34 protein-coding genes are annotated in these 23,739 nt (G+C 72.5%); 13 read left to right on the forward strand and 21 right to left on the reverse strand.

Features of this window, described 5'->3' with window-relative positions:
• Positions 1 to 240: 240 nt before the first annotated feature.
• Positions 241 to 1,080 (forward strand): PhzF family phenazine biosynthesis protein, encoded by an 840-nt coding sequence (locus ACH4C6_RS14760; RefSeq protein ID WP_398108956.1) that lies wholly within the window; start codon positions 241 to 243, stop codon positions 1,078 to 1,080.
• A gap of 76 nt (positions 1,081 to 1,156) precedes the next feature.
• Here ACH4C6_RS14760 and ACH4C6_RS14765 read toward each other — a convergent pair whose 3' ends face one another.
• The 3 genes from ACH4C6_RS14765 to ACH4C6_RS14775 form a co-directional block, all read right to left on the reverse strand.
• Positions 1,157 to 1,816: a DUF5063 domain-containing protein gene (locus ACH4C6_RS14765; protein WP_398108957.1), complete on the reverse strand. Its 660-nt coding sequence runs from the start codon at positions 1,814 to 1,816 to the stop codon at positions 1,157 to 1,159.
• Positions 1,809 to 2,408 carry a recombination mediator RecR gene (gene recR / locus ACH4C6_RS14770; protein WP_003991835.1) on the reverse strand — a complete coding sequence of 200 codons (600 nt, stop codon included), beginning with the start codon at positions 2,406 to 2,408 and terminating at the stop codon, positions 1,809 to 1,811. The genes ACH4C6_RS14765 and recR overlap by 8 nt, the downstream gene beginning before the upstream one ends.
• Before the next feature lie 94 nt (positions 2,409 to 2,502).
• Entirely contained in the window at positions 2,503 to 2,844 is a 342-nt protein-coding gene (locus tag ACH4C6_RS14775; protein ID WP_398108958.1) for a YbaB/EbfC family nucleoid-associated protein, read from the reverse strand.
• Positions 2,845 to 3,118: 274 nt separating this feature from the next.
• On the opposite strand from ACH4C6_RS14775, the gene ACH4C6_RS14780 reads away from it, so the two are divergent.
• A complete protein-coding gene (locus tag ACH4C6_RS14780) occupies positions 3,119 to 3,880 on the forward strand; it encodes an SLATT domain-containing protein (protein ID WP_398108959.1) in 762 nt (253 codons plus the stop codon).
• A gap of 84 nt (positions 3,881 to 3,964) precedes the next feature.
• Here ACH4C6_RS14780 and ACH4C6_RS14785 read toward each other — a convergent pair whose 3' ends face one another.
• Positions 3,965 to 5,899: a serine/threonine-protein kinase gene (locus ACH4C6_RS14785; RefSeq protein ID WP_398108960.1), complete on the reverse strand. Its 1,935-nt coding sequence runs from the start codon at positions 5,897 to 5,899 to the stop codon at positions 3,965 to 3,967.
• 230 nt (positions 5,900 to 6,129) lie between these two features.
• On the opposite strand from ACH4C6_RS14785, the gene ACH4C6_RS14790 reads away from it, so the two are divergent.
• Genes ACH4C6_RS14790 through ACH4C6_RS14815 form a run of 6 tightly spaced genes read left to right on the forward strand, consistent with a single transcriptional unit; the run spans position 6,130 to position 8,677 of the window.
• Entirely contained in the window at positions 6,130 to 6,510 is a 381-nt protein-coding gene (locus ACH4C6_RS14790; RefSeq protein ID WP_398108961.1) for a DUF6907 domain-containing protein, read from the forward strand.
• Complete coding sequence (locus ACH4C6_RS14795; protein WP_398108962.1) at positions 6,510 to 6,815, forward strand: HNH endonuclease; 306 nt, start codon at positions 6,510 to 6,512, stop codon at positions 6,813 to 6,815. The genes ACH4C6_RS14790 and ACH4C6_RS14795 overlap by 1 nt, the downstream gene beginning before the upstream one ends.
• Entirely contained in the window at positions 6,812 to 7,591 is a 780-nt protein-coding gene (locus ACH4C6_RS14800) for a hypothetical protein (RefSeq protein WP_398108963.1), read from the forward strand. The genes ACH4C6_RS14795 and ACH4C6_RS14800 overlap by 4 nt, the downstream gene beginning before the upstream one ends.
• Positions 7,588 to 7,734, forward strand: coding sequence for a hypothetical protein (locus tag ACH4C6_RS14805; protein WP_398108964.1), 147 nt, complete (start codon positions 7,588 to 7,590; stop codon positions 7,732 to 7,734). The genes ACH4C6_RS14800 and ACH4C6_RS14805 overlap by 4 nt, the downstream gene beginning before the upstream one ends.
• An 8-nt stretch (positions 7,735 to 7,742) precedes the next feature.
• Complete coding sequence (locus ACH4C6_RS14810; RefSeq protein ID WP_398108965.1) at positions 7,743 to 8,264, forward strand: hypothetical protein; 522 nt, start codon at positions 7,743 to 7,745, stop codon at positions 8,262 to 8,264.
• On the forward strand, positions 8,261 to 8,677 hold the full coding sequence (locus tag ACH4C6_RS14815) for a hypothetical protein (protein WP_398108966.1): 417 nt from the start codon (positions 8,261 to 8,263) through the stop codon (positions 8,675 to 8,677). Before ACH4C6_RS14810 ends, ACH4C6_RS14815 begins: the two co-directional genes overlap by 4 nt.
• Positions 8,678 to 9,590: 913 nt before the next feature.
• On the opposite strand, the gene ACH4C6_RS14820 is transcribed toward ACH4C6_RS14815, so the two are convergent.
• On the reverse strand, positions 9,591 to 10,040 hold the full coding sequence (locus tag ACH4C6_RS14820; protein WP_398109346.1) for a glycine-rich domain-containing protein: 450 nt from the start codon (positions 10,038 to 10,040) through the stop codon (positions 9,591 to 9,593).
• A 158-nt stretch (positions 10,041 to 10,198) separates the two neighbouring features.
• Positions 10,199 to 10,498, reverse strand: coding sequence for a hypothetical protein (locus tag ACH4C6_RS14825; RefSeq protein ID WP_398108967.1), 300 nt, complete (start codon positions 10,496 to 10,498; stop codon positions 10,199 to 10,201).
• Positions 10,499 to 10,748: 250 nt separating this feature from the next.
• Between ACH4C6_RS14825 and ACH4C6_RS14830 the strand changes: the two genes are divergently transcribed.
• Positions 10,749 to 11,513: a helix-turn-helix domain-containing protein gene (locus tag ACH4C6_RS14830; protein ID WP_398108968.1), complete on the forward strand. Its 765-nt coding sequence runs from the start codon at positions 10,749 to 10,751 to the stop codon at positions 11,511 to 11,513.
• A 71-nt stretch (positions 11,514 to 11,584) separates the two neighbouring features.
• On the opposite strand, the gene ACH4C6_RS14835 is transcribed toward ACH4C6_RS14830, so the two are convergent.
• The 13 genes from ACH4C6_RS14835 to ACH4C6_RS14895 all read right to left on the reverse strand — a co-directional run bounded on the left by ACH4C6_RS14835 (position 11,585) and on the right by ACH4C6_RS14895 (position 18,202).
• The gene (locus ACH4C6_RS14835; protein ID WP_398108969.1) at positions 11,585 to 12,325 is read right to left on the reverse strand and encodes a hypothetical protein; all 741 of its coding nucleotides are present in this window, start codon (positions 12,323 to 12,325) and stop codon (positions 11,585 to 11,587) included.
• A 14-nt stretch (positions 12,326 to 12,339) separates the two neighbouring features.
• Positions 12,340 to 12,621 (reverse strand): hypothetical protein, encoded by a 282-nt coding sequence (locus tag ACH4C6_RS14840; protein ID WP_398108970.1) that lies wholly within the window; start codon positions 12,619 to 12,621, stop codon positions 12,340 to 12,342.
• Between the two features lie 12 nt (positions 12,622 to 12,633).
• Positions 12,634 to 13,341 (reverse strand): hypothetical protein, encoded by a 708-nt coding sequence (locus tag ACH4C6_RS14845; protein WP_398108971.1) that lies wholly within the window; start codon positions 13,339 to 13,341, stop codon positions 12,634 to 12,636.
• Entirely contained in the window at positions 13,338 to 13,484 is a 147-nt protein-coding gene (locus ACH4C6_RS14850) for a hypothetical protein (protein WP_398108972.1), read from the reverse strand. Before ACH4C6_RS14850 ends, ACH4C6_RS14845 begins: the two co-directional genes overlap by 4 nt.
• Complete coding sequence (locus tag ACH4C6_RS14855) at positions 13,481 to 13,894, reverse strand: helix-turn-helix domain-containing protein (protein ID WP_398108973.1); 414 nt, start codon at positions 13,892 to 13,894, stop codon at positions 13,481 to 13,483. The genes ACH4C6_RS14850 and ACH4C6_RS14855 overlap by 4 nt, the downstream gene beginning before the upstream one ends.
• The gene (locus tag ACH4C6_RS14860) at positions 13,878 to 14,255 is read right to left on the reverse strand and encodes a hypothetical protein (protein WP_398108974.1); all 378 of its coding nucleotides are present in this window, start codon (positions 14,253 to 14,255) and stop codon (positions 13,878 to 13,880) included. Before ACH4C6_RS14860 ends, ACH4C6_RS14855 begins: the two co-directional genes overlap by 17 nt.
• A gap of 86 nt (positions 14,256 to 14,341) precedes the next feature.
• On the reverse strand, positions 14,342 to 14,536 hold the full coding sequence (locus tag ACH4C6_RS14865) for a hypothetical protein (protein ID WP_398108975.1): 195 nt from the start codon (positions 14,534 to 14,536) through the stop codon (positions 14,342 to 14,344).
• Positions 14,536 to 14,784, reverse strand: a complete 249-nt coding sequence (locus ACH4C6_RS14870) for a hypothetical protein (RefSeq protein ID WP_398108976.1) — start codon at positions 14,782 to 14,784, stop codon at positions 14,536 to 14,538. The genes ACH4C6_RS14865 and ACH4C6_RS14870 overlap by 1 nt, the downstream gene beginning before the upstream one ends.
• Positions 14,785 to 14,980: 196 nt before the next feature.
• On the reverse strand, positions 14,981 to 16,057 hold the full coding sequence (locus ACH4C6_RS14875; RefSeq protein ID WP_398108977.1) for an AAA family ATPase: 1,077 nt from the start codon (positions 16,055 to 16,057) through the stop codon (positions 14,981 to 14,983).
• Entirely contained in the window at positions 16,054 to 16,902 is an 849-nt protein-coding gene (locus ACH4C6_RS14880; RefSeq protein WP_398108978.1) for a hypothetical protein, read from the reverse strand. Before ACH4C6_RS14880 ends, ACH4C6_RS14875 begins: the two co-directional genes overlap by 4 nt.
• A complete protein-coding gene (locus tag ACH4C6_RS14885; RefSeq protein WP_398108979.1) occupies positions 16,899 to 17,042 on the reverse strand; it encodes a hypothetical protein in 144 nt (47 codons plus the stop codon). Before ACH4C6_RS14885 ends, ACH4C6_RS14880 begins: the two co-directional genes overlap by 4 nt.
• A 56-nt stretch (positions 17,043 to 17,098) precedes the next feature.
• The gene (locus ACH4C6_RS14890) at positions 17,099 to 17,701 is read right to left on the reverse strand and encodes a hypothetical protein (protein ID WP_398108980.1); all 603 of its coding nucleotides are present in this window, start codon (positions 17,699 to 17,701) and stop codon (positions 17,099 to 17,101) included.
• A gap of 135 nt (positions 17,702 to 17,836) precedes the next feature.
• Positions 17,837 to 18,202: a hypothetical protein gene (locus tag ACH4C6_RS14895; RefSeq protein ID WP_398108981.1), complete on the reverse strand. Its 366-nt coding sequence runs from the start codon at positions 18,200 to 18,202 to the stop codon at positions 17,837 to 17,839.
• Here ACH4C6_RS14895 and ACH4C6_RS14900 point away from each other — a divergent pair.
• Together ACH4C6_RS14900 and xerC are read left to right on the forward strand one after the other, a co-directional pair.
• Positions 18,201 to 18,857, forward strand: a complete 657-nt coding sequence (locus ACH4C6_RS14900; RefSeq protein ID WP_398108982.1) for a helix-turn-helix domain-containing protein — start codon at positions 18,201 to 18,203, stop codon at positions 18,855 to 18,857. The genes ACH4C6_RS14895 and ACH4C6_RS14900 overlap by 2 nt on opposite strands.
• Positions 18,858 to 18,877: 20 nt before the next feature.
• Positions 18,878 to 20,059 (forward strand): tyrosine recombinase XerC, encoded by a 1,182-nt coding sequence (xerC, locus tag ACH4C6_RS14905; protein WP_398108983.1) that lies wholly within the window; start codon positions 18,878 to 18,880, stop codon positions 20,057 to 20,059.
• Positions 20,060 to 20,181: 122 nt separating this feature from the next.
• Here xerC and ACH4C6_RS14910 read toward each other — a convergent pair whose 3' ends face one another.
• Both ACH4C6_RS14910 and ACH4C6_RS14915 read right to left on the reverse strand, forming a co-directional pair.
• A complete protein-coding gene (locus ACH4C6_RS14910) occupies positions 20,182 to 20,661 on the reverse strand; it encodes a MarR family winged helix-turn-helix transcriptional regulator (RefSeq protein ID WP_398108984.1) in 480 nt (159 codons plus the stop codon).
• Complete coding sequence (locus tag ACH4C6_RS14915) at positions 20,658 to 21,275, reverse strand: DJ-1/PfpI family protein (RefSeq protein ID WP_398108985.1); 618 nt, start codon at positions 21,273 to 21,275, stop codon at positions 20,658 to 20,660. The genes ACH4C6_RS14910 and ACH4C6_RS14915 overlap by 4 nt, the downstream gene beginning before the upstream one ends.
• 187 nt (positions 21,276 to 21,462) lie before the next feature.
• Here ACH4C6_RS14915 and ACH4C6_RS14920 point away from each other — a divergent pair, with 187 nt between their 5' ends.
• On the forward strand, positions 21,463 to 22,818 hold the full coding sequence (locus ACH4C6_RS14920; protein ID WP_398108986.1) for an aspartate aminotransferase family protein: 1,356 nt from the start codon (positions 21,463 to 21,465) through the stop codon (positions 22,816 to 22,818).
• Positions 22,819 to 22,933: 115 nt separating this feature from the next.
• Positions 22,934 to 23,635 (forward strand): GntR family transcriptional regulator, encoded by a 702-nt coding sequence (locus ACH4C6_RS14925; RefSeq protein WP_398108987.1) that lies wholly within the window; start codon positions 22,934 to 22,936, stop codon positions 23,633 to 23,635.
• Positions 23,636 to 23,739 lie beyond the last annotated feature (104 nt).

Here is a 23,739-nt window from a genome sequence, read left to right on the forward strand (position 1 = left end):
GTCTCTGTCCGCTCATACGCATTCGTACCGCGGTCGGCTCAGTCTAACGAGCGTCCGAAAATCCCCTCCGCGATATCGCATGGTGAGACCCCGGCGCCCGTCCAGAGTGGCTCATGCCCATCTGGGCACGGGCCACGCGGAAAGTGCCCGGCGTCACAACCGCTGGTCAAGGGCTCCGGCCCGCTGCCGAGTCCACGCGAGGCCGGCGTACGGCCGCGGGACGGGCGCTACCGTGCGGGCATGGAGATACTGCGCTATGTGGCGTTCAGCGGGGATCCCGAGGGCGGAAACCCGGCGGGGGTGGTGCTGGACGCCGCCGGGGCCGACGACGCGGCGATGCTGGCGGCGGCCGCCGAGGTCGGCTACTCGGAGACCGCGTTCGTCACGGAGGCCCGCGACGACGGCTCCCTGGCCGTGCGCTACTTCAGCCCGCTCGCCGAGGTCCCCTTCTGCGGGCACGCGACGATCGCCACGGCCGTGGCGCACGCGGAGCGGCACGGCACCGGCCGCCTGCTGCTGCGCACACCGGCCGGGCCGGTCCCGGTGACCACCGACCGGACGGCCGACGGCGGCCTCGTCGCCACCCTGGTCAGCGTGGCCCCACGCACGGTCCCGCTCGAACAGGCCGACCTCGACACGCTGCTGTCGCTCCTGGGCTGGTCCCCGGAGGATCTGGACCCGCTGCTGCCGCCCCGCGTCGCCTACGCCGGGGCCTGGCACCCCGTCATCGCCACCGCGAGCCGGGAGCGGCTGGCCCGCCTGGACTACGACATGGCCGCCCTGGCCGGCCTGATGGCCCGCAGGGACTGGACGACGGTCGACCTGGTCCACCGGGAGTCGCCCACGGTGTTCCACGCCCGCAACCCGTTCCCGCCCGGGGGTGTCGTGGAGGACCCGGCCACGGGCGCGGCGGCGGCCGCGTTCGGCGGCTACCTGCGGGAGCTCGGACTCGTCACTCCCCCGGCCACCCTGACGATCCGCCAGGGCGAGGACATGGGGCGGCCGAGCACCCTCACCGTGTCGGTGCCGGCCGGCCCGCAGGAGGGCATCGGCGTGACGGGCCGGGCCGTCCGGATCTGACGGAGCGTCCGTCAGGCGGTGGGGGCGGCGGATCCGGCCGGTGCGGCGGATCCGGCCGGCCGGGCCTGACGGCGGGTCACTTGGTCTGCCGCAGGCCCAGGGGGCGGGCGATCTCCTCCACCATCACGCGGCCCGCCTCGAACTCCAGCGTGTCGTCGCCCATGCCCTGGTCGGTGTCCAGCCCGTCGAGCTCGGCGAGGGGCTGGTCCAGGCGGATGTGGGCGAGGACCGACTGCAGGGCGCGCAGGGTGGCCGACGCGGTGGAGCCCCAGTTGGAGAAGTAGGAGAACTGCCACCACCACAGGGCCTCCGTGGTGCGGCCCGCGCGGTAGTGGGACATGCCGTGGCGCAGGTCGGCCATGACGTCGGCCAGGTCGTCGGAGATCCGGGCCGGTACGGGGGCCTTGCGGGGCTCGTAGGGGTCGAAGACCTCGGAGTAGATGTCGATGGGGTCGAGCATCCGCGCCAGGTTCTCGCGCAGTTCGTCGACGTCCGCCTCGGGGCCCGAGTCGGGCTCGTAGCGCTCGTCGGGCACGATGTCCTCGTGCGCACCGAGCCGGCCCCCGGCGAGCAGGAGCTGGGAGACCTCCAGGAGGAGGAAGGGGACGGCCGATTCCGGCTCGTCGCCCTTGGCGACCTCCGTCACGGCGACGAGGAAGCTCTCGATCTGGTCCGCGATCTGGACCGCGAAGTCGTCCGGGTTCCGGTCGGTCGCGTGCAGCGTGGCGTCAGACATCTAGGAGTCGTCTCCCCTCGAAGGCGCGTCCGAGGGTGACCTCGTCCGCGTATTCCAGGTCGCCACCCACCGGGAGGCCGCTGGCCAGGCGGGTGACCTTCAGGCCCATGGGCTTGATCATGCGGGCGAGGTACGTCGCTGTCGCCTCGCCCTCCAGGTTCGGGTCCGTGGCGAGAATGAGCTCGGTGACCGTGCCGTCGGCGAGACGGGCCAGGAGCTCCCTGATGCGCAGGTCGTCCGGGCCCACCCCGTCGATCGGGCTGATGGCGCCGCCCAGCACGTGGTAGCGGCCCCGGAACTCACGCGTGCGCTCGATCGCCACGACGTCCTTGGGCTCCTCGACCACGCAGATGACGGCCGGGTCGCGGCGGGTGTCGCGGCAGATGTTGCACAGTTCCTCCTGCGCGACGTTGCCGCAGGTCGCGCAGAAGCGGACCTTCGCCTTGACCTCCATCAGCGCCTGCGCGAGCCGCCGTACGTCCGTCGGTTCCGCCTGGAGGATGTGGAAGGCGATCCGCTGGGCGCTCTTCGGACCGACGCCGGGCAGCCGCCCCAGCTCGTCGATCAGGTCCTGGACCACGCCTTCGTACAACGGACTGCCCTTCCTGGGTCTTCGGGGTCGGTACGCACCCACCCGTACGTACCGTAGTTGTCAGCCGCCTCCCGGAGGAAGGCGGTGCGCCGGGTCAGAACGGCAGACCGGGGATCCCGCCGCCGCCGAGGCCCTGGGTGAGGGGGCCGAGCTTCTGCTGCTGGAGCGCCTGCGCGTTCTCGTTGGCCGCCTGGACGGCCGCCACGACGAGGTCGGCGAGGGTCTCGGTGTCCTCCGGGTCCACCGCCTTCGGGTCGATCTTCAGGGCGCGCAGCTCGCCGGCGCCGGTGACGGTCGCGGTCACCAGGCCGCCGCCGGCCTGCCCGTCGACCTCCGTCTGCGCCAGTTCCTCCTGCGCCCTCGCCAGGTCCTGCTGCATCTTCTGGGCCTGCTGGAGCAGCTGCTGCATGTTGGGCTGGCCACCACCGGGGATCACGATCAGCTCCTTGCTCGGTACGGGTTTTCCCGCTCGGCACGAGCCTACGTGGTCCGACCTGCCACCGCCCCAGCACTCTTTCGAGTGATGCCCTCTCGCGCCCCATAACCGATCAAGGAATACTTCCGGGCGGAAAACCGGCGAAAGCTTCATCTTCGCCACCCGTTGGGGGGTAGGAAGGGTCGGGCGCGGCAGCACGCCGCGTCCGTCCGTCGCGCAGCGTGATCGGTGAGTGAACCGTACGTGGTCATTCGTGGTCGGTGAGGAGTGCCGGGTGGGTCAGCCGGAGATGCAGCCCGAGGGGCCACCTCAGGACGGGCGGGGCGAGGGGGCGGCGGCCCGGTTGCGGCCGGGCGACCTGACCGGCCGGGCCTTCCCGCTCGGGGACTGGGGCGAGCCGGCGGTCCGGCTGGACGAGCTGTACCGGTGGGTGGAGCGGGGGGCGCTGAGGACGGCGGCCTGGTACCTGGCGGACCGGATGTGGAAGCGGCGCTGCGCGCGGGTGCTGCGCTGCGGGGCGCTGGCCGGCGCGGTCACCGGGCTGGCGCTGCCCCTGCTGGACCTGACGGGCGTGGCGGGCGGGATCGCGTCCTGGGGGTGCCTGGCGCTGCTGCTGTGCGTGGCGTGCGTGGCCGTCGACCGGTACTTCGGGGTGACGTCCGGCTGGATGCGGGACGTGGCCACCGCGCAGGCCGTGCAGCGCCGGCTCCAGGCGCTCCAGTTCGACTGGGCCGCGGAGAGCGTGCGGGAGGTGCTGGGTCCGGCGGAGGGCACGGCCGGTGAGGCCGCGGAGCGGTGCCTGGGGGTGCTGCGCAGGTTCTCCGAGGACGTGACCGAGCTGGTGCGGGTGGAGACGGCGGACTGGATGGGCGAGTTCCGCACCGGGGGCGCCACGACGGCCGCTCTGCACACGGTGGTGTTCCCGGGGCCGGGCCGCCCGGTGGAGGCGGGGAGCGTGAACGGCCGCTTCGCGGTTCCGCCGGCGGGCGGCGCCCGGCCGAACATGCCCCGGCAGCGTCCGCCCGAGCCGAGGTGAGACGACGGGAGCGACCCCGTCGTCGCCCGGCGGTCGGCGACCACCGCCGGATGGTCGACCGGAGTGCCGGGCACCGGGATTCGGCTACTGCTTCGTGTACGTCAGCCGTTCGCCGCTGCTCGTGTTGAGGCGCTCCAGCGTGCCGTTCGGCAGGAGGGTCACCTCGGTGGCGGCGCCCGGGGTGCAGGCGCTGCGCGGCTGTCCGACGGTCACGGTGGACGGGCCGATCCTCAGGGAGCCGCCCGCTCCCGGGGCCGTGACCAGTTCGCCCTCGAACACGCAGTGGTAGGAGCCGCCGCCCCGGGTGGGGCCGTCGGCCACGAGGGAGAGCACGGTGTCGCCCGGCTCCCCCTGCTCGATGGTGAGCGAACGGCTGTGCTGCCCGTCGGCGTTGTCGATGGTCGTGGTCCAGGTGCCCAGGTACCCGGTGGGGATCGTGCCGTCCTGCGGGGAGGCCGAGACGTCCGGCCGGGTGGTCGTCGGCCCGGGGCCCGGGGTGGTCGGGGGCGCGCCGGTGCTCCGGGTGGGGGACGGGTCGCCGCCGGACGTGTCGTGGCCGCCGCCCTGCATCAGGGCGTACACCGACCCGCCCGCGGCCAGCGCGACGACCAGGGCGATCACGACGAGCAGCGCGGTGGACCGGCCGTCCCTGCGCGCCGGCTGGGGCGGCCCGTACGGCGGGGTGGGGCCGTGGGGCGGCGGCCCGTACGGCGGCGTGGAGCCGGGTCCGCCGTAGCCGGGGTGCGCCGGGGCGCCCGGCTGGGGGTGCTGCTGCGGGTAGCCGTACGCGGGGTGCGGCGGCGGGGTCGTGCCCGGCCCCGCGACCAAGGTCGGCAGATGGTTCACCGCCGGCCCGTCGCCGGGCCGGCCCGCCGGGGGCGGCACGGCGGCTCCGGCCGCGGCCCCGGGGGGCAGCGCGGGGGCCGGGGGCAGGGCGGGCCGGGACGGCTCGTCGGCCACGGCGGCGTGCTCGGGGGACGGGCCGGGCCCGGGGCGACCGCCGGCGGCCGGGTGCCCGCCGGGACCGGACTGCCCCGCGTCGCCGCCCTGGCCGGCCGGCGGAAGGGCACCGGCGGCCCCTGCCGCCGCCGGGTCCGCCTCCGGGTTCTCCGCGTCCAGCAACCGCACGGCGTGGCGGCCCAGTTGGGCCACCAGTGCGCTCGGCAGCCAGGGGTCCAGGGCGCGGCCGTCCGCGACGGTGTCGTCGGCGCCGGTGCGTTCCAGGACCTGGTCCAGGGTGGGCCGGGCGGCGGGGTCCTTGCGCAGGCAGTCGCGGACCAGGTCGGCGATGCCCTCCGGGACGCCCTCCAGGTCCGGCTCCTCCTGGGCGATGCGGAACATCAGCGCGTGGACGCCGCTGTTGGCGGTGCCGAAGGGCAGGGCGCCGGTCGCGGCGTAGGCGAGGACCGAGCCGAGGCAGAAGACGTCGCACGCCGGGGTGATGCGGTCGCCCCGCACCTGCTCGGGCGCCATGAAGCCGGGCGATCCGACGAGCGCGCCGGTCCGCGTGAGCCCGCCGTCCGTGACGGTCTCCAGGGCGCGGGCGATGCCGAAGTCGATGACGCGCGGGCCGTCGATGGTGACCAGGACGTTCGACGGCTTGAGGTCGCGGTGGACGATGCCGGCCGCGTGGATGTCCTCGAGCGCGTGCGCGAGCCCGGCCGCGAGGATGCGGACCGACCGCTCGGGCAGGGCCCCGTGGTCGTGGCCGACGACCTGCTGAAGACTCGGCCCGGCGACGTACCCGGTGGCGACCCACGGCACGGCGGCCTCGGTGTCCGCGTCCAGCACCGGCGCGGTCCAGTACCCGCCGACCCGCCGCGCGGACCGGACCTCCTGGCGGAACCGCTCCCGGAACTCCTCCTGCGCGGCCAGTTCCTCGCGCACGAGCTTCACGGCGACGGTCCGGCCGCGCTCCGAGCGGGCCAGGTAGACGTGCCCCATGCCGCCCGCGCCGAGCCGCGCCAGCAACCGGTACGCGCCGATCCGCTGCGGATCGGCGCCCCCCAGCTTCTCCATCGCTCAGCCGCCTTCCCCCCACACGCGAGCAACGGATCGAGGACTCTACCGGACGTCCAGGCGCCCTAAGTAGCAGTTCTCGCCGTCTATCTAGTCCAGGCCAGAGGCCCAAAGTCCACCCCGTGAAGTGCCGTCTGTGAGACGGACGTGAGACGGGGCGGCCCCGACGCGGTGACTCCAACACCGGCCGGGGCCTGAGTCCGACACCTGACGAGACCAGGAGCAGACCCGTGCAGGACCCTATCCGCAGCATCACGCTGCCCACCATCGACCACGGCCCCGTAACCCTCCCGGAGCCCGACTGGTGCGCCGGCCACGAGACCATCCCCGAGTACCGCGTCGACATCACCCACCGCGGCCCTGACCACAGCCTGACCCTGCCCGTACGCGGCGGGTACGCCGAACTCCTCGTCGTCGCCCTGGAGGAGCGGCCCTTCACCGAGACGTGGCCCGGCACCCGGCCGTTCGTGTCCGTCGGCTTCAACGGCGACAGCTACCCCTCGCAGCTGCACCGCCTGGAGGACATGGCGGCCGAGTTGGAGCGGCACGCCGAGGTGCTGCGGGAGTTCGCCCGCCGCCTGGCCGTGATCCTCGCCGGGGGTGAGTGGTGATGGGCACACACCGCCCCCGTGGCAGCGGCCACATGCGCGGCGCCAAGGGCCGCCGCAAGCGCCTGCGCCTCGCCGCACGAGACGGCGCGCGCTGCTTCTACTGCCGCGCCCCCTTCGGCGACGTGGCCGCCGAGGCAACGTTCGACCACTACGTGCCGTACGCCCTTTGGCCGACGAACCAGGCCTTCAACCTCGTCCTGGCCTGCGGCTCGTGCAACCTCCGCAAGGGCGACGCACTGCCGCTCGGGCTGCTCCTCGCACTGCGGCCGTGGCTCACCCGCCAGCAGATGGGGGTGGCGGCGTGAAGCGTGACCCCCTGCTCTGGGTCGCCACGGCGGCCGTGCTCACCGTGCTCGCCTCGGCTGAGTACGAGTTGGCCCGCGCGTGCGGGTTCGGCACCTACGTGGCCGCGGGCGTGCCGGCCGCGCTGGACGTGTACGCCCTCGCCGCCCTGCGGGCCCGCCGTGACGTCCTCGCGGTGGTGCTCTCGCTGATCGCCGTGAACGCTGCCTCCCACCTTGTCGAGGTCGGTCTGCTACCGGTGTCGGTGGCGCTCGTCGTGGCCGTGTCGGCGGTCGCCCCGCTCGTGCTGTGGCGCGTGCACCGGCTCTCGGAGCTGCGACCGGAACCGGCGGCGGAACCAGTTCCGGCCGTGGCGGAACCGGCACCGGAACCGGCGGAACCGATCACCGTGGAGCGCGCCCCGGAGCCTGTCGACATGGCCCCCGTCGGGCCCGTCCTCGGCCCCTGGCAGCCCGTGGCGGAACTCGCGGGCGGAACCGGCGGAACCGGCCCTGACCTGCTCGGCGATCACTTCGCGGCTGTCCGCAAAGCCATCGGCGAGGCCCCGGCGGAACCGGCAACGGAACCAGTTCCGCCCGCAGTTCCGCCGACCGGGACCGGCGCGGCCGACATCGTCTCCGAGGACACCGCGAACACCACCTTCGGCAAGCGCGTAGAGACCGTGCGGAACTGGCTCCAGACGGAACCGGAACTCACCGGCGGCGACATCGGAACTCGCCTCGGAGTCTCCGACGGCTACGGCCGGCGCCTGCTGCGCACCGCCCGAGGCGACTCGTGATCCCCGCCGCCTGCTTCGCGCTCGCCGCCCTCGCGGCCCTCGTCGGCCTCGTCCTGGTCGACACCCGCACCGTGCCCCCCGTGAGCGGCACGTGCGCCCTGATCCTCACCCTCGCCGCGCTCGGCGTGGCCCTCGTCCGATAGGACCCGCAATGCCTCCGCTCGACATCCCCACCTACGGGCTCGTCTCCCTCGGCGGCGTCACCGTCGGCCTGTCCCTCGCCGGATGGGACGTGACTTGCTGGTTCGCCTCCCACAAGAAGCGATTCACCATCAAGGCCCTGCGCCAGCTGCTGCCGTTCCTCGCGTGCATGGCCTACGGCACGCTGCTCATCCTCTCGGCCGGCGGACTCATCGGCGCTGCCGCCGACTGGTCGCTGTGGGGCACCAACCAGGTTGGCGAAGCCATCCTCGTGTACGGCGTCGGCGGCACCTCGCCGAACGTCACCCGCTCCTCGTTCCTCGCGCTCACCCCGGGCGGCCACGCGGTCGTCATCATCGCCACCGTGATCCTGCTCGCCGTGGCCTCCCGCCGCGGCTTCCGGCTCGACTTCGTGCGCGGCGTCCTCGCCGGGATCAGCCTCGGTCTGGCGTCCAGCGTCGCCGGGCTCGCCGGGTACGTCCTGGCGCCCGTGGTGAGCTACCTCGGTGACCTCGTCGCGGGGCTGGTGTGAAGGCCGGCCAGGCGGGCCGGACGCTCGCCCGCGGCACCTGGTTCTCGTTCGAGGCGTGGGCACGGTGGCTGTCCGGCGCGAGCCACAAGGACCGGTCTGGCGTCGTGCGCCTGGCGGTCGTCGTCGTGCGGCTGGTGCTGTCGCTGCTCGCCGCGTTGTTCTACGCGGGGACGCTGACCTACGCCCCGCACCTGATCTACGCGGCCCCCGTCGTGTGGGCGGTCACCGCGTGGCACATGTCCGATTGGTCCTCCCCTCCCCCACCGCCCTCTGAGCCCCTCTCTGGCGACGAATACGCAGTTGAGAGCACTCGTGTGCGCGAAGTGCGGCAGGGGCCGGGGGAGGGGATCACGATCTTCCCTGAGATCGAGTACGTCACCGGTCCGGCGCCTGCCGAGGAGGTGAACCGATGATCGCTCGACTCCTCGCCGCGGCCTACGACTACTGCGAGCACTGCGGCTGGTGGGTGCGGGACTGCCCGCACCGGTAGGACGCACGCACTACGGTTGTAGTGCCCATCCACGGCAACGGCCCCCGAGGCGGAGATTCTGTCCGCCTCGGGGGCCAGTCGCGTTACGGCTACGCGTGCGGATTCCTGCGGTCGCGGTACGCCTTCTGGCGGCACGCCGGACCGCAGTACCGGGAGTCGGCCCGGCCGGTGGTGATCTGCTGGCCGCACGCAGCGCACGGCCGCCCGCTCCCCTTCCCTCCGTTACGGCTACGCGTGAGAGACGTGGAGCATGCCCGCGAGCACGTCACTCGCTTGAGCAGGGGATCGCCGTTGCGCACCACCGGATGCCCGCAGGCGGCACACGGGGTGGGGGGTAGGGGGTCACCTCGGCCGACCATGCGCGTCCACACGTGCCGCGCCGTCCGTCGCTCCGATTCCGTTCGGGTTAGCCCCGTGTCGGGGTCGATGCCGCGGTCGTAGCAGGGCTGACAGATCAGCAGCAGGGCGCGGTAGAACTGGCGCCGGTGCTTGGTGGCGCCGTCGACGAGGTAGCCGGGGCCCTCGATGGCCGTCTCACACATGGGGCACTTTCTCTCACGCATAGCCGTAACGGTACTCGGGGTGGGAGTGTCTGTCACGCGTATCCGTAACGCGGAACGACCCCCGGGCGTACCGGGGGCCGTTCCTAGTGCTGTACCCGTCGCGCGGGCCGCGGGGGCTACTTCTGGTCAGGCTTCGGCGGGATGACGAACCCTCGCGCGGGCCTGGGCTGCGGGTCACGGGATTCCGGCTGCTGCGCGCGCTTCCACGCTGCGACCATCTCCGCATACCGCGCGTCGATCCATTCGGACACGGCGCCTCCCTTCACGGGCAGGCTATGCCACTCCGGGCTTCGGCTTGGGCGTGACGACGATGGTGCACTCCGGGGCGTGCTGGCACTTCGCCGCGACCGAGGCGAGTGTCTCATCCGAGGGCGGCCACCACAGCTCGCCGTCCGCCTCCCACCCGAGTTCCGCGATCTTCTCGCGGGTGCGGTCCAGGATCGGCGGATCGTAGTTGGTGGGGTCGTAGCCCGGGAAGTGGTGCACGAAGCCGCCGAGCGACTCGCACAGATCGGCGTACATCGCCGTGTGCAGGATGAGGGCGTGCCAGCCCTCGTCCACGATGCGCGACGGGGCGAGGCCGACGCCGGGGTTCTTCGCGCAGGCCGCGACGAACTTGAGGGCCTCGTCCACGATCCGGCCGGCCATCTCCTCGGACATGTCCGGGTTGGCGTCCATGACGGTGCCGCGGACGCTGCTGAACTGCTCGTCGGTGATGAGCATGCGGGCCAGTTCGGGTAACGCGTCGGGAGGCGTCGGGCCGGGGCCGGGGTTCGGGGGTACGGTCACAGTGATCTCCTTCGCTCGTGCGGATGGGGATGGCCCCGCCCGGGCCGGGGTTCTTCGCGGGACTCGCCGGCCCGGGCGGGGAGCTTGAGGGGTTACGGGCGGCGCCCCTGGCGAATGAGCCGGTTCAGGATCAGCCCGACTTCGCAGCGGCTCGCGTCGTCCGTGCACTGCTCGCACACGGGGGCGTGCTCGAACAGGCCGCGGTGCGCCCACGCGGCTGCGCAGCGCTGGCAGGCGCGAGGGAACCAGCTACCTGCCGGCGACTTCTGCTCGCCGAGGTCGACGGCCGTTGCCGCTTCCAGGGGGCCGTCCTCGCACCACACGCAGCGGGCGCCGCGTAGCTGGTCCTCGGTGGCGTCCGCGGCGGCGGGCAGCAGCAGGGCGGCTACCACGCTGGCGGGTACTTCGAGGGAAGCTCTGGGCGTTTCTGACGGCTGGGGTGCGGCGGCTGTACGGTGCGTCACGTCGACTCCTGGTAGTCGGCCAGCCCCGGGGCCGTTCGCGCGGTCGCCGGGGCGCTGTGTCACGGATCACGTTCGCGTGGTTACTCAGGGCGCGCGACGACACAGGGGGCGTCATACCGGCGACATGCGGGGCGTCATTTCGGTGTCACTCTGAGCGTGATCGGGCTACCGTCGAGGCATGGCCACTCCGAACGGAACCCTCCGAGCGGTCCGTATGGGTCTGCTCATGTCCCAAGACGAATTCGCCCGTGCGATCCGGGAGGCCGGCGACCAGGCGGGCGCCCCCAACGACGCCTCGAAGCGGCTCGTGCAGCGCTGGGAGTCCGGCACCACCACCGCGCCCCGCCCCGTGTACGCGCGCGCCCTGGAAGCCGTCACGGGCCTGCCCATCGAGGCCCTCGGCTTCCCCCCGGTCACCCTCGCCCGCATCGCCGACGACGGGCACGGCGGCCACGACCTCCAGGGCTCGCCCCTGGGCGTGCCGGTCGCCAACGGCTCACCGGCCCCGCAGACGGCGCCCCGCGGGAACTACTCGGGGATCTGGCTCAGCACCTACGAGTACGTCTCCAGCGGGCGCGGGAACCAGGTGTTCACCGGCAAGCACCACGTCGTGCTGCTCCAGCACGGCAACCGGCTCACCGGGCGCAGCCTGCCCGGCGCCTCCCTGAACCCGGACAGCCCGCTGACGCTCGACCTCCAGGTCGACGGGGGCACGGTCACGGGCACGTGGACGGAGCAGACGGCCAGCGAGGGCTACTACCGGGGCGCCCGGTACTTCGGCGCGCTACAGATGCTCGCCGAGCCCACCGGCCGCCGCATGGCCGGCAAGTGGGTGGGCTTCGGTAAGGAGTTCGACGTGAACACCGGGCCGTGGGAACTGCGGCTCCTGGACACGTCCACGGACAAGGGCACGCTCGCCTCGTACAACCGGCCACCCGAGTAGGCCCGCACACTCGGCGACGCAGCAGCGCCCGGCCCTCGAAGGTGAGGAGCCGGGCGCGGGTGCGTATGGGGTCAGGCAGCAGCGGGGGCGGTCGCGCGGGCGGCGTCGTTCGCCGCGTACGCCGCGGTGAGGGTGTCCAGCGGGGTGGCGGAGCCCGCCCCGGTGAGCCGCAACCCGTCGAGGGCCTGCCGCGTGGCGGTCAGGGCGCTCTCTGCGGCCAGGGTGGCGGCCAGTGCCTTCCCGGCCTCCCCCGGCAGCAGCGGCGCCAGGGCCTCGTCCAAGGCCCGTACGGCGGCCGTCGGGTCCGGGCGGTCACCCTGGGCCCGGTCCATGCCCTGGCGCTTGTCCTGCGCCCGCAGGTACGCCGGGTACTCCGCGCGCAGGGCGCGCAGCGTGTCCACGTCGGCGCCCTCGATGACCTCGGACAGGGCCGCGCCCGCGTCCAGTTGGCCACGCGCCCGCTCCCACGCGCGGGACAACCGCATCTCGGCGAGGAGCTGCTGTTGGGTGTCGCCGGGGGCGGAGTGCCGCTCGTAGGCGTCGCGGGCGATGGCGGCGGCCCGCTCCACCTCGTGGCCGATCCCGTCGGCCAGCGTGGCGCCGAGCTGCTGCGCCTGCTGCGCGAGTTCCCGTCGGCGGGCGTCCAGGCCCTCGGCCGAGAGGTTGGGGTCGGTGAAGCCCTGCGCGGTGCGGGCGGCGTCGGTGACGCGCTGCTGAGCCTGCGGCAGAACCGTGGTGGTGATCTGCCGTACGTGGTCGAGGGCGTCGGCCGCGGTGACCAGGTAGCGCTGAGAGAGGGCGTTGAGGTCCATGGGGGCCGTCCTGGTCAGTAGTTGCGGCGGTCGGGGTCGAGGGCGTCCTGTGTGGCCACGGCGGAGGCGTAGCCCTCGCGGTCGGCCTTCTCCTTCATCCATTCCACGCCGGTCAGGTACTCGGCGGGGGCCTCGGCGACGTCCTCCATGGGGTATCCGAGGTCGGCGAATCGGGCGATGGCCTCGGCGTCGTCGGTGTAGATCTCGCCGTGCACCCACCACAGGGCCTCAGCGCCGTGCAGCGTGTTCTCTGGGCCGTGGACGACCGGGCCAGCGGGGGCGGTGACCTTCTTCACGGGGGCTCCTGACTATGCGGCGGTGGACGCGGGCGCGTCCTCGGCGGTGGGCTGACGGGCGGTGTCGTGGGCCTGCTCGGCGAGCGTGGGCACGGCGGTGAACACCTGCTGCACGCGGTGCTCGGGGACGGCCAGGGCCTCGCCGACGGCGTGGGCCAGGCCGCTGGAGTGGGCGCCGAGGTGGACGGCTGCGGCGAGCAGGACGGCCGGCGGAACGGTGCGGGCCACGGTGCGGGGGTTGTAGACGATGACCTGTTCGCGGTCGCCGGCCACGCCGTAGCGCTCGCGCATGATGCGGAAGTCCCCGCCGAGCTGGTCGGTGATGGCGGTCAGCTCGGCGCCGAGTCCGGTGATCAGGTCGTGCCGCTGCTGCCCGATCGTGCACAGGCGGCCGATCGCGGCCACGGCGTTGCGCATGGCGTCGGCCAGTTCGCCCGCGTCGTCGTTCTTGACGAGGGTCACGGCCTGCTCGGCGACGGTGCGGGCGGTCTCGTGCCGGGCGGCGTCCTGCGCGGCGGCGTGCTTGCGTTCGGCGGCGGTGATGCGCAGTTCGGCGAAGCGGACGGCCTGGTGCGCCTCGGCGAGCTGCGCCGCGGTGACGTCTTGGTCGCCGTTCAGTACGCGTTCCTCCAGCGCGGCGGCGGTCTGCTCGGCCTTCTCCTTGTCGGCGTGCGCGGTGCGGATCGCGGCGGCGGCCTCGGCCGGGGTCATGGTGCTCACTTCGTGTTCTCCTTCCGGGCCCGGCCGGTGTCGCGGCTCATGGCCATGACCGCAGCGACGCCCCGCCGCAGCTCGGGGTCTGCGACGGGGCGTGTGGGCTTGCCCTGGTAGTGGCGGCCGATGGCCTCCTGAAGGTCCCTCATGGGCTTCTCCCGGTTCGGTAGGCGTCCAGGGACGCGGAGTCGATGAGCCAGGCCGGGCCGGCGCGGCGGGCCCGCACCCGGCCCGACCGGGCCAGCGTCCGCGCGTACTGGGCTGAGCACCCCAGGATCTCGGCGACCTGTCGCGCGGTCAGTTCCACGCTCGCAGCAGTCAGGGCGGGGGTTTCGGGGACGAAAGCGGGTCCGGCGCCCTGGCCTTGCACGGCGGCGGCGTGCAGCGCGTGCAGGACGCGGCGGGCTCCGGGGGACACCTCGCCCCCGTCGGCCCGCGCACGGGCCGTCAGGTCCCGCACGAGGGCCCGCAGCACCTCACCCGCGACCGAGGCCGGGACCATCACGGAGCCGTCCGGCCGCAGCAGGCGGGCGATGCCCGGGTCAGGCGGCGTCGTCATCGTCGGGCGCCACGGTGCGGCGGCCAGACGACCGCTCATCCAGCCGGGCGAGGATGCCGGCCGCGCGATGGTCGCCGCGGCGGGCGGCGGGCCGAAGCTGCGCCCTGAGCTTGTCTTCCTGCACCTTCAACGCGGCCTGGTGGCGGGCGCTCGTGTTCTCGGCGGCCTCAGCGTCGGCGGCGAGGCGGCCGAGGGTCTCGGCGGCCTCCCTGACGATGCGCTCCACCTCGGGCATGAGCTTCGGGTCGTGGCGGCCGGCCTCGCGGTTCAGGCGGGCGACCGCGCGGCGGAAGCGCGTGTTCGCAACGTCGAGCTGGTCACGGCCGGGGTAGTGGGGCCTGCGGGTCGGGGTGTCGGGCACGGGACGTCCTCCTTGTACATGTGCGCGGGCGACACGCGCGGGGGCAGCGGAACCGGATACGCGGCGGTTGGTGGTCGGGCTGTTGGTCATGGCTCGGTGGGTGGCTGGTTTCGGGTTTCGGCTTGTCGGCGGAGCTTGTTGGCGTGGCGTGCGGCGAGTCCTCGGCGGCGGGCGGCGGTGAGTTCGTCGCGGCGTTTCTTCGTGGCTTGGACGCGGATCTTGGCGGCGGCGATGCGGGCGGCTACGGCCTGCTCGACGGCTGAGTTCGACTCGGGGTTCATCAGGACTCCGTTTCTTCCGCGGGGTCGTGGTTGGGGCGGTAGACGACCTTCAGCTCGAACTCGGCGAAGCGCTGCGCGGGAACGAGCCAGGGGGTGATGCCTCGGCTGTCGGGGAGGATCGGTAGGAGGGTGGGGTTTCCCTCGTGGTCGGTGTCGGGTTGCCAGGCGATGACGGGTTCGAGTTCGCCGGCGCCGTCGCCCTGGAAGTGGACGTACCAGCCGGGGGCCGCGGGGATGAGGTCGGTCATGTGGACTTCCGTTTCGAGGGGGGGGTCACGCCCCCCTCCTTCTAAGAGGAGGGGGGAGCGTGAGACCCCTGGTGCGTGAGGGTGCGTGCAGGGGGGCGTGAGGCTGTGATCTGCGGTTTCCGTTTTGGCGTGAGGGTGCGTGAGGGGTGCGTGACCTTCTCGCCCGGTGAGGGGTGCGTGAGGGGGTCCGTGAGGGTCATGACGCCTGCTGTGACGGGACGTACGCCCGCCCGGGGAACCAGCGGGTTGGGTCTCCGGGCGCCGTGGGGTCGACCTTGGTCAGCAGGCCCTGGTCGACGAGCTTGTTGAGCCTGCGGCGGGCCTTCTCGCGGTCCGACGCGGTGGGCTTCTTGGTCTCGGCGAGGGCTGCGGCGGCGTCCACGGCAGTGAGGCCGTGGACGCCTTTGATCCGGGCCATGTCGAGGAGGTCGACGGTGTGCCGGACCGTGGTGATGCCGGAGGGGTGGTCGTGCAAGAGCTGGAAGGGCCCGACCTCATTCATCGGCTGTTTGAGGTGGCGAAAGGACACGATGGGGTCGCCCGCCTCACCCCACAGCATGATCACGGACCCTGAACCGGCCGTGATCCAGGTGGAGCCGTAGACGTCCTCCAGCTTGTTGGGCTCACCGCCGTTGGTGCCGGCCTTCTTCGTGTGGTGGTTCTCCAGCACCTGGACGCCCTCGGCGAGGGCCTTCTGCCGGGCGCGGTTGTACCCGGCGCCTACCTCGTCGGTCGAGATGCCGATCGCACCGTCCTTGATGGAGTCGACCAGGACCGTGTCGGCTCCGGCGCGCTCGCACATTGCGGCGAGGACTTCGGGCCGCTTCGCCAGGTCGTACGGCGGCGGCCCTTCCCAGATGACGAGGTGCTCGTTAAGGAAGGCTTCGTCATCCTCGCCGTAGATCCGGCGACCGGCCCGGCGTGCCTGCGCGGGCCGGTCCATGAGAAGCATGAGGACGCGCTTGCTGCCGGGCTGCACAGGCATGCCCAAGACGCTGTCCTGGAGCCCGAGGCGGCCGCGGATGATCTGGTGGGCGATCGTGGTTTTGCCGACGCCCTGGGGGCCCGCGAGGATCAGTGACTCACCCTCTGCCCACAGCACGTCACCGCCGTCCCCCCAGATGGCCGGGGGCGTCTCCGGGGCGTGCAGGAAGAACGTGCCGCCCGGGGTGAACGACTTGGGGAGGAGGTCCTCCTCCGGGGCGTTCTCGGCGGCCGTGTGGGCGTCGGATTCGGCCTTGACGTCCTCGGCCCACTCGGGGTTCTTCATCATGCGGCCACCCCCGGGTCCTGCGGGTGCGGGACCGGCGCCCACACCTGGAGGAACTCGGTGTCGGTGTGGCCGGCGGCGAAGTGGTCGTACGCGTCCTTGCCGGTGCGTGCCTGGACGACGTACACCGTGCGAGCCAGCCCGCGGAGGCTGTCCACGACGGCTACAGCGTGTTCCCGACCCTTCCCGTCCCGGTCGGCGACGATCGTGACGTCTGCGCCGTCGAGGTAGGCGGCGTGCTCGGCAGTCCACTTCCCGGCGCCGCCCGCGTTGCAGGTGGCGGGAAGTCCGTGGTCGACGAGCGCATGGACGTCCTTCTCCCCCTCGGCGATCCAGATGACCCGATCGGCTTCCTTGGCGGTGAGCAGCTCGGGGAGCCGGTACGGCACCAAGGGCACGAGGCGGGTGCCGTCCGGGCTGTTGAGGGACCAGCGGCGCCCGGACCGGGTGGACGTGTCGGGGCGCCACTGCGCGAAGTCCTTGTGATCGCATCGGGTGACACCGTGGACGACGGCGCCGTCGGCGTCGCGGTAGACGTACTGGGCGACGCGCTTGTGCCCATGCCGGCCGCAGGGCAGCCATGAGTCATCCGCCGGCCGATCGCGCTCGGGGAGGGGTTCGTCGTAGAGGTCCGCTTCGTTCCATCCGATCGCGGCGAGGAACTCCGTGTTCCCGCCGCACTTGTGGCAGTGGATGACGAGGGAGCCGTTGTTGCCGGGGCGGAAGGCCACGGTGTCCGGGGCGTCTCCGTCGTGGCAGATGCCCCGGGTGCGCATGGCCCCGCCCCGGTACAGGGTCGGTTCGCCCTTGTCCCGCAGGAGGTCGGCGAGCCGGTTGAAGGCGTTCACGTGGTGCGGTCCTTGCGGTCGTCGGCGAAGCGGTAGCGGATCTCCCAGAGCTGCCAGCCATGGGCGGACAGGCGGCGGATCTCGGCTTTCACCTCGCGGAGGGTGAGCCCGTACGGGTTGTGCAGGAGTGCGTCACGCATGCCGGAGGCCCCGGCGCCGCGGTGGGCGCCAGGGCTTCGGCGAGCGGAGCGGGCAGTCACGCGCCGGCCTCGTAGTCGTCCGCGGCGATCCCGTCCGCGACGTCGCACAGGGCCTCCAGCCGGGCGGCGAACGACCGCATCTCGGCGACGATCTCCCGCGCCTTCGCCGGGGTCACCGTGCCGGTGGTGTCGCCATAGCTCAGCCACAGCTGCGTGAACCGGCCGTCCACCGATCCTCCGGACACGAACCGGCCGTCGACCTCCACGGGCGGAAGCGTCTTCCAGTCGCTCACGACGACCTCGGCGGAGAACAGCGGCACGCCCGCGTTCTCCTCGGTCGTGTGCTGGTCGTCGATGTCCCGCATGGCCGACTCGATCGGGGCCGTGCGCCACGCGCCCAGCCCGTCGTCGTAGGTGAGGGTCTGCTGCGGCACGGTGAGCAGGCCGGCGGGCTGTACCGAACCGGTACCCCCTGCGGCGGGCTCGGCGAGGAGCGCGGCCACGTGCGGGTACTCGCGGGCGATGTACCGGTCAGCCGACTCCGCGGCCAGCTGGTCGGCGCGCTCCCGGGTGACCTCGGCGGCCTCGGCCGCGAGGAGCGGGTGCGGCCGGCCGGTCGGTGTGACAGCGGCGAGCATGCGGGCCCTGGTGTTCTGCATAATGGTGTCTCCGTCTCAGTTGAAGCCTCGGGGTCGCCGGCCAGCGATTAGTCCCGGGGCTTCGGCTGTGTGTGGGATGGAATGGGCCCCTGCCGCGTGGGTGCTGGAACACCTGCGGCCTGGTGGGGGCCCGCCTTACGCGGCTTCGAGCAGTCGCACGAGCGATGCGGTGACCACGCGCTTCGCGCCGTAGTCGAGGACCCTGACGGGGGCCTCGCCGCGCTTCACGAGCGCGTACATCTGGCTTCGGGAGATCCCGAGAGCGAGCGCGGCCCTGGTCATGTCCACCGTGGCTGGCCAAGTGCGGACTTCATCGAGTGTCGGCGGCGTCATCAGGCAGCCCTCTCGGTTGCGTGATCGATCTTCAGGCTCGTTGTACGTGTCAGAACGCGGACGATCTGGATTGAGAGTGCCCCACATGGATCGCCGAGTCAAGCGGCGGACGAAAATGCGTTTTCCTGCGTTGTGAAAACGCACGCCATATGGCAGGCTCAGGGGCATGGCAGATGAGTCGGAAGCGCCGCCCACAGTGGGCAGGGTCGTCGGAGAGAACCTGAGAGCCCTGCGCCAGGAGAGGCGCATCACCCAGGGGGCCCTGGCCGACAAACTGTTCCGCATGGGCCTCCCCTGGAAGCGCACGCAGGTCTCGGACCTTGAGAGCGGTAGGCGCGAGACCGTAGACCTGGGAACACTCGTGATCCTCGGGCAGACCCTCGGTGTGGAGCTTCGCGACTTCTTCGCGGGGGACAGCGACGTACTGCTCACCCCGCGGTCTAGCTACCCGGAGTCCTGGGCTAAGGCGAGCCGCGCCCAGCTGCGCGCCTGGCTTGCCGCTGAGGACTCAAGCCTCACCGTGATGGGCAGCGAGAACGTGCGAGCCGCGCTCGATCATTTCCGCCGGCAAGGACGGGACATCCCGATCGAGGCAGACCTTGCCTTTGCGGAGCGGTACGGCGTGGATGTCCGTGACGTCGTGAAGGCCGCCGAGCAGATGTGGACCGGCAGCCTCACAGAGGAACGCGACCGCCGGGTTGCCGCACTCGGCGACCTCCCAGTGGGAGAGCGCCAGGCGAAGCAAGGTCACATCACCCGGCAGCTGACCGCTGCCCTGGTGAAGTGGATGCGAGCTGATGGAACAGTCGGCGAAGAGGCGTAGCAGGGGCAGCAGGGGGAGTCGTGGCGGAGATCAAGAAGGTCACGCTGAAGAGCGGCAAGACCCGGTACCGCACGGTGGTCGACGCGGGCCGGGATGAGCACGGCAAGCGGATTCAGCTCACCATCACCCGGGACACCGCCAAGGAGGTGCGCGCCGAGCGCGACCGCATCCGCCACCAGCGCGACGCCGGCAGTCTCGTACTCCCCAGCAAGCTGACCTTGGCTGAGTGGATTGACGAGTGGCTGAAGCTGAAGGCACGCGACATCGAGGAGACCACCCTCAGCACCTACCGCTACGCGCTCACCCCGGCCCGCGAGCAGCTCGGGCACATTCGGGTCCAGGCGCTCACCGAGGACGACGTGCAAGCGTTCGTCGACCAGCAGGTGACCGGCGGCCGCAAGCGCGCCGGGGAGCCTGGCAGCACCCTGCGCGTGACGTACGTCAACGGCACGTTGCAGCGGCTCCGCGAGTGCCTCGCCCGCGCGGTCGTGCGCAAGGTGATCGTCTCGAACCCTGCGCAGTTCGTGAAGGTGTCCCTCGCGGACAAGAAGCGCGACCGGAGGGAGTACCGGCGCGAGAAGCCGTGGGGTGTCGCCGAGGTACAAGCGTTCATCAAAGGCATCGAGCAGGATCGGCTGTACGCCCCCCTGCTGCTAAGCCTCATGGGGCTGCGGCCGGCCGAGGTGGTCGGCATGCGCTGGTCGGACATCGACCTGAAGCTGGCCACGCTGGAGACAGCGAACACCCGGACCATGCTCGGCCCTCGGGTGATCGAGAAGGACGCCAAGACCGAAGCCGGTGAGCGGGTCCTGCCGCTGCCGTCCAAGGCCCTGGACGCGCTGAAGCGGTTCCGTGCCCTCCAGGCCCGGGAGAAGCTCGCCGCGGGCGAGGCATACAGCGAGTCGCCCTACGTGGCCGTGACCGAGCTTGGGGTGCCGCTGACGACGCGGCAGCTACGCGACTACGCGTACCGGCTCATGCGGAAGCTGGGCATGCGACGGGTGCGGCTGTACGACGCGCGGCACTCGTGCCTGACCTACCTCGCCGTCAACGGTGTACCGGACGTCGTCCTGGCTCGCTGGGCGGGGCACACATCGGCCACCTTCACCAAGGCCAAGTACGTCCAGCCGGACGTCGAACAACTGCGCTCAGCGGCGACCGCGTGGGACGCCTTCCACAGCGTAGATACCGCCGAGTCGTGAGAGATTGTGAGAGAGGAGCCCGTGAGTGCCACCCTAGATGGCCCCTGAGCTGCGCGAATCCCTCTGGTCGTTCTATCGATCGAGAATAGTGCCGGGCCGGGCCGGGGCGGCCCGGGCGATCTCTACGGTTCCGTAACAGGCGCGGCGGCCGGGCCCCGGGGCGGCCCCACCTGGTCGAGCACCTTGGACAGCCGCTCCAGCAGGGTCACGGCCCGGGCCAGCTCCGCCTCCCCGAACGCCTCGGCCAGCCGGTCGGCGAAGGCCGCGTGCCCGGGGTCGATCCGGGCCACCGCGGCCCGGCCCTCGACGGTGGGTGCGAGGAGCTTGGCGCGGCGGTGCGCCGGGTTGGGCCGGTACTCGGCGAGCCCCCGCTCCACCAGCAGGTCGGCGACGCGCTGCACGCTCTGCCGGGTGATGCCCATGGCGCGGGCGATGCCGGAGACCGGCAGCGGCTCGCCGAGGACCGCGCCCAGCACCTGCCACCAGGCGGCGGTGAGCCCGGCGGGCCGGGCCAGCTCCTCCGCCACGCCCAGGAACTGGCCGTTCAGCCGGAACACCCCGAGGGCACTGCGGCTGAGCAGGTCCTGCCGCTCGCCGCTCACAGCGCCCCGGCCCTCTCCAGCACGCCGTAGGCCGCGGCGTCGGAGTCGTGGAACAGCCGGTACCAGGCGTCCAGGACCTCGCCCTCGTGGACCCCGAGCAGGCCCAGGATCTCCCGGGCGAACGCGACCGGCTCGGTCGGTCCGGCGGTGACCAGGCCGCGGTCGGTGACGGCGTCCGCCTCGACGTACCGCCCGGCGCCCGCGTAGCCGGTCGCGGCCAGGTAGAAGGAGACCGCGCTGGTGTGGGCGCGGTCGTCGAGCAGGCCCTCGCGGGCGAGTCCGGCGGTGGCGCCGCAGATCGCGGCGACGGGCACACCCGCGTCGAGGAAGGACCGGGCCGTGCGCGCGAAGGGGGCCAGGTCGTCGCCCGTGTCCCAGAGGTCGGCGCCCGGCAGGATCAGCAGCGCGCTGTCCTCGGGCCGTACGTCGTCGAGGGCCAGGTCGGGCAGGATGCGCAGCCCGCCGGTGCTGCGGACGGGGGCGGTGGCCGGTCCGACCGTGCGGATCTCCCGGCCCGCCCGGGCGAGCTGGGCCGTGGCGTGGCCCGTCTCCCAGTCGGCCAGGGTGTCGTAGACGGCGAGATGGACGGGCTTGTGCTCTGCGGTGGGCTGCATGGCTCCTCCTCGGACCCTGCCGGGGGGTGCGGCCCTGCGACCGCGCCCTCTTGACAGCAAGCTGCCATCAAGACAGGACGCTGTCAATTGTCGGACGGTCCGCCTGGACAACCTGTCGCCAATTGCCGCCGACGGCAGACAGGCCGCCGATGTCACCGCCCGCCCCCCGGCGCCTACGCTCGCCCGCATGACCCCTCAGCCGAACCCCGAGGCCGGTGCCGCCGTCAAGGCCGCCGACCGAGACCACGTCTTCCACTCCTGGTCCGCGCAGGAGCTGATCGACCCGCTCGCCGTCGCCGGTGCCGAGGGGTCGTACTTCTGGGACTACGAAGGCCGCCGCTACCTGGACTTCTCCAGCGGGCTCGTCTACACCAACATCGGCTACCAGCACCCCGCGGTCGTCGCCGCGATCCAGGAGCAGGCGGCGCGGATGACGACGTTCGCACCCGCCTTCGCGGTGGAGGCGCGCTCGGAGGCGGCCCGGCTGATCGCCGAGCGGACCCCGGGCGACCTGGACAAGATCTTCTTCACCAACGGCGGCGCCGACGCCGTCGAGCACGCCATCCGGATGGCCCGGCTGCACACGGGCCGCCCCAAGGTGCTCTCGGCGTACCGCTCGTACCACGGCGGCACCCAGCAGGCCGTGAACCTCACCGGCGACCCGCGCCGCTGGGCCTCCGACACCGGCACGGCCGGCGTCGTGCACTTCTGGGCGCCCTACCTCTACCGCTCCCGCTTCTACGCCGAGACCGAGGAGCAGGAGTGCGCCCGGGCGCTGGAGCACCTGGAGACGACGATCCGCTTCGAGGGCCCCGCGACGATCGCCGCGATCATCCTGGAGACCGTCCCGGGCACCGCCGGGATCATGGTCCCGCCGCCCGGCTACCTCGCCGGGGTGCGCGAGCTGTGCGACACGTACGGCATCGTCTTCGTCCTGGACGAGGTCATGGCGGGCTTCGGGCGCACCGGTGAGTGGTTCGCCGCGGACCTGTTCGACGTCACGCCCGACCTGCTGACCTTCGCCAAGGGCGTGAACAGCGGGTACGTGCCGCTGGGCGGCGTGGCCATCTCCGGCGCGATCGCGGAGACGTTCGGCAAGCGCCCCTACCCCGGCGGTCTGACGTACTCCGGGCACCCCCTGGCGTGCGCCGCCGCCGTCGCGACCATCGACGTGATGGCGCGGGAGGGCGTCGTGGAGCACGCGGCCCGGCTCGGCGCGTCCGTCGTCGAGCCGGAGCTGCGGGCGCTCGCCGAGCGGCACCCCAGCGTGGGCGAGGTGCGCGGCGTCGGCATGTTCTGGGCGCTGGAGCTGGTGCGCGACCGCGAGACGCGGGAGCCGCTGGTGCCGTACAACGCGGCCGGTGAGGCGAACGCGCCGATGGCCGCCTTCGCCGCCGCCGCGAAGGGCAACGGCCTGTGGCCGTTCGTGAACATGAACCGGACGCACGTCGTGCCGCCCTGCAACATCGGCGAGGCGGAGCTGAAGGAAGGGCTCGCGGCGCTGGACGCGGCGCTGTCGGTCGCGGACGAATACACCGCGTAGACGGACACAACCCGTCAGTGGGCGACAAGCTCGGACGTCGTTCGAACGCGTAAGGTGGCGTGCTCGTAGTCAAGGACGAGCACGCCACCCCCCGCGACGAGGAGACGCCCTGACCATGCCCGGCAGCACCGGCAACGGCGCCGTGATGCGCAGCACCCTGCGCCAGCAGATCGCCGAAGCACTCCGCGACGAGGTGCTGGCCGGGCGGCTCCAGCCGGGGCAGGAGTTCACGGTCAAGGAGATCGCCGAGCAGTACGGGGTGTCCGCCACACCGGTCCGCGAGGCGCTCGTCGACCTCTCCGCGCAGGGGCTGCTCGACGCCGACCAGCACCGCGGCTTCCGGGTCCACGAGTACTCGGCCGAGGACTTCCGCGGCATGATCGAGGCCCGCGGCCTGGTCATCGAGGGGATGTTCCTGGCGCTGTCCGAGGGCCGCCCCAACGCCGTGCGGCCCCACGACCCGCGGGCCGCCTCCGTCGTCGCCGGGGTGCGCAGGCGCGGCGAGGAGGCGCAGCGAGCCGCCGCCGCCGGGGACCTCACCGTGCTGATCGGGTACGACCTGCGCTTCTGGCGGGAGCTGGGCGCCTGCTTCGGCAACCCCTACCTGGCCGACTTCCTGAACCGGCTGCGCGTGCAGACCTGGGTGTGCGCGGTGCAGCACCTGCGCCGGCTCACCGACCTGCGCGGCGCGCTGTGGGCGGGGCACACCGAGCTGGTCGACGCGCTGATCGCGGGCGACCACGACGCCGCCCGGGCGATCCTCACGGCCTACAACACGCACTCGCTCGCGCTGATCGAGCGGCTCGCCCCCCGGTGACCGGCGTCGAGGCGGTCCGTATGGGTATGGGACATGCACGGCGGGAGCCGTGACCGTGCCGCACCGCTACCCTTCTTGACCACCGTGCTACCCGACCACCGCGC

Origin of the sequence: Streptomyces sp. NPDC017943 (assembly GCF_044328425.1) — a bacterium.
In the GTDB taxonomy this organism is placed as follows: domain Bacteria; phylum Actinomycetota; class Actinomycetes; order Streptomycetales; family Streptomycetaceae; genus Streptomyces; species Streptomyces djakartensis_A.